At 69.2% G+C, this 3,071-nt stretch carries 2 protein-coding genes, 1 tRNA gene and 1 pseudogene; 3 read left to right on the plus strand and 1 reads right to left on the minus strand.

Going from position 1 to position 3,071, the window contains the following annotated elements:
* Positions 1-600, plus strand: a pseudogene (locus G6026_RS03785) (chromosome partitioning protein); the annotation flags it as partial.
* A gap of 75 nt (positions 601-675) precedes the next feature.
* A complete protein-coding gene (locus G6026_RS03790) occupies positions 676-1,155 on the plus strand; it encodes a MarR family winged helix-turn-helix transcriptional regulator (RefSeq protein WP_107756730.1) in 480 nt (159 codons plus the stop codon).
* 94 nt (positions 1,156-1,249) lie between these two features.
* Here G6026_RS03790 and G6026_RS03795 read toward each other — a convergent pair.
* Positions 1,250-1,325 (minus strand) — tRNA-Arg (locus G6026_RS03795).
* A gap of 201 nt (positions 1,326-1,526) precedes the next feature.
* Between G6026_RS03795 and argS the strand changes: the two genes are divergently transcribed.
* On the plus strand, positions 1,527-3,071 hold a 1,545-nt coding region (gene argS, locus G6026_RS03800; RefSeq protein ID WP_347238059.1), incomplete at its 3' end, for an arginine--tRNA ligase.

The raw sequence follows: 3,071 nt of genomic DNA on the forward strand, positions 1-3,071 counted from the left end.
CGGGAGAGTGCGTCGGCGGTGGCCACCGCGCTCGGTCGGGTCAGCGCCATCAGTGACCAGGGGCGGCTCGGAGACGTCGCGGTGGCCGAGCGTGAGGTCGACGCCGCGGAGAGGGAGAACGCCGCGTTGTGGCGCAGGGCGCGCGCGGCCGACCTCCTCCACCGAACCCTCGAACGGCGTCGGTCCGAGGCGCTCCGGGCATACCAGGAGCCGTTCCACCGCGCGGTGGTCGAGCTCGGTCGACTTGTCTACGGGCCCGATTTCGACGTTCGGCTGGGGGAGGACCTCACCATTCTCAGTCGGAGGATCGGGGACGTCTCCGTGGATTACGACTCCCTGTCAGGTGGGGCCAGGGAGCAGCTGGCGGTGATCGTGCGGATCGCCTGCGCCCGGCTCGTCGGAGACAACGGAGTCCCGGTGTTTCTCGATGACACCATGGGTTACACGGATCCGTCCCGGCGCCTCACGATGGGAGCGGTCATCGCCGCGGCGGCGTCGACCTCTCAGGTCATCGTCCTCACCTGCGACCGCTCACGATTCGCGGGTGTCGGTGGCGCGCGTACCCACGTGATGCGGGGGGCGGGATCGGCCACCGAGTGAGAGCGGTGAACTTCGGCCGACGCTGGACCGGTGGCTGCAGGTCCGGGCGGTGGGTGGTCGTGCTGTAATAGCCCCATGAGCGAGACACGCTGGTTGACCGACGAAGAGCAGTGCATGTGGCGCCGGTACAGGGAAGTCAATCAGTTGCTCGACCTCGCGATCGAACGCCAGCTCCAGCGCGACGCGTCGATGTCCCAGTCCGACTACGCGGTGTTGGTCAGTCTCAGCGAGGCGGACGGGCGGGGTCTGCGCGCCCGGGACCTGGGAGCTGCTCTGGGGTGGGATCGCAGCCGCGTGTCACATCAGGTCCGGCGGATGGAAGCCCGGGGACTGGTCGCCAAGGGCGAATGCGCCGAGGACGGCCGGGGCACGATCGTCACCCTGACCGCCGCCGGAGCGGAGGCGATCGCCCGGGTGGCCCCGATGCACGTGGAGAAGGTCCGGGAGCTTCTCATCGACGTTCTCACGAAGGACGAGATCGGCACACTGACCGGCATCTTCGAGCGGGTGGTCGCACGCATCGGTGAGGTCGACGGGATCACCCTGCCCCGCTGAGCCCGCTACGCCGACCCCGCCGATCGGGTAGCCGGTGGACGCCGGTTCGAACAGACAGCGGGGCCCGGGCTGATATGCCCGGGCCCCGCTGTCGTGGTGCCCCCGAGAGGAATCGAACCTCTGACCTTTGGTACCGGAAACCAACGCTCTATCCCCTGAGCTACGAGGGCGGGATACCGGCCCCACGGGGCCGGAGGCTGACCACCGGGCGACTCCATCGAACCGCCCTGCTGAACAGCGAGACCGATCGTAGCACCGGGGTGCTCCCTGGCCCGCATCGGCCCCGTATCGGTACCGCGAGTGTCGGCCGCCCGGGCACCAGCCGGTGTCCGATTCCACTGCCGACGTGCTGACACCTAGGATAGGAAGACGTGACTCCTGCCGACCTCGCCGCCGTCATCCGTGCCGCGCTACTGACCGTTCTCTCCGAGCGCGGAGCCGACATCTCGGTGGTGCCGGACACGGTGACCGTCGAACGTCCGCGCAATCCGGACCACGGTGACTACGCGACCAACGTCGCACTGCAGTTGGCGAAGAAGGTCGGCGCCGCGCCGCGGGAGCTGGCCCAGGAGATCGCCACCGCGCTCGCCGCGGATCCCGGCGTGGCGTCGGCGGAGATCGCCGGTCCCGGATTCCTCAACATCCGCCTCGACTCCGGAGCCCAGGGGGCGCTCGTGGCCTCGGTCATCGAGCAGGGTGAGTCGTACGGCACCGGCGAGGCGATGGCCGGCCGCCGGGTGAACCTCGAGTTCGTCTCGGCGAACCCGACCGGCCCCATCCACCTGGGCGGCACGCGGTGGGCGGCGGTCGGTGACGCCCTCGGGCGCGTCCTCGAGGCGTCCGGCGCGCAGGTGACGCGCGAGTACTACTTCAACGATCACGGTGCCCAGATCGACCGGTTCAGCCGGTCACTGCTCGCCGCCGCCCGCGGCGACGCGACGCCGGAGGACGGGTACGCGGGTGCGTACATCGAGGACATCGCCGCGCGCGTGGTCGCCGACCACCCGGACGTGCTCCAGCAGCCGGAGGACGAGGCCCTGGAGACCTTCCGGGCAACCGGTGTCGACCTGATGTTCACGCACATCAAGGCCTCGCTCGCCGAGTTCGGCACGGTCTTCGACGTCTACACCCACGAGAACTCCATGTTCACCTCCGGTGCCGTGGACCGGGCGATCGAGGTGCTCAAGGGCAACGGCAACCTGTACGAGTCCGAGGGCGCCTGGTGGCTCCGCTCCACGGACTTCGGTGACGACAAGGACCGCGTGGTCCTCAAGTCCGACGGCAACGCGGCCTACATCGCCGGCGATATCGCGTACTTCCTCGACAAGCGGGACCGCGGGTTCGACCTGTGCATCTACATGCTCGGCGCCGACCACCACGGGTACATCGCACGGCTCAAGGCAGCGGCGGCGGCGCTCGGCGACGATCCCGCGGCGATCGAGGTCCTCATCGGTCAGATGGTCAGCCTCGTACGGGACGGTGTCCCGGTCAAGATGAGCAAGCGCGCGGGGACGGTGATCACGCTCGACGACCTGGTGGAGGCGATCGGCGTCGACGCCGCGCGGTACGCGCTCATCCGCTCCTCGGTGGACCAGACCATGGACATCGATCTGCAACTGTGGGCGTCGGCGACCAACGACAACCCGGTCTTCTACGTCCAATACGCGCACGCCCGCCTGTGCTCCCTGGCCCGGAACGCGGCCGACCTGGGGGTCACGACCGACGCGGCCGACCTCGCGCTCCTGGTCGAGGACCGCGAGGGTGCCCTCATCAGGACCATCGGTGAGTTCCCCAGGGTCGTGGCGAGTGCCGCCGAACTGCGGGAGCCGCACAGGGTCGCCAGGTATCTGGAGGAGCTCGCGGGTGCCTACCACCGCTTCTACGACACGTGTCGTGTCCTGCCGATGGGTGACGAG

Source organism: Dietzia sp. DQ11-38-2, assembly GCF_014145055.1.
Classification (GTDB): Bacteria; Actinomycetota; Actinomycetes; order Mycobacteriales; family Mycobacteriaceae; genus Dietzia.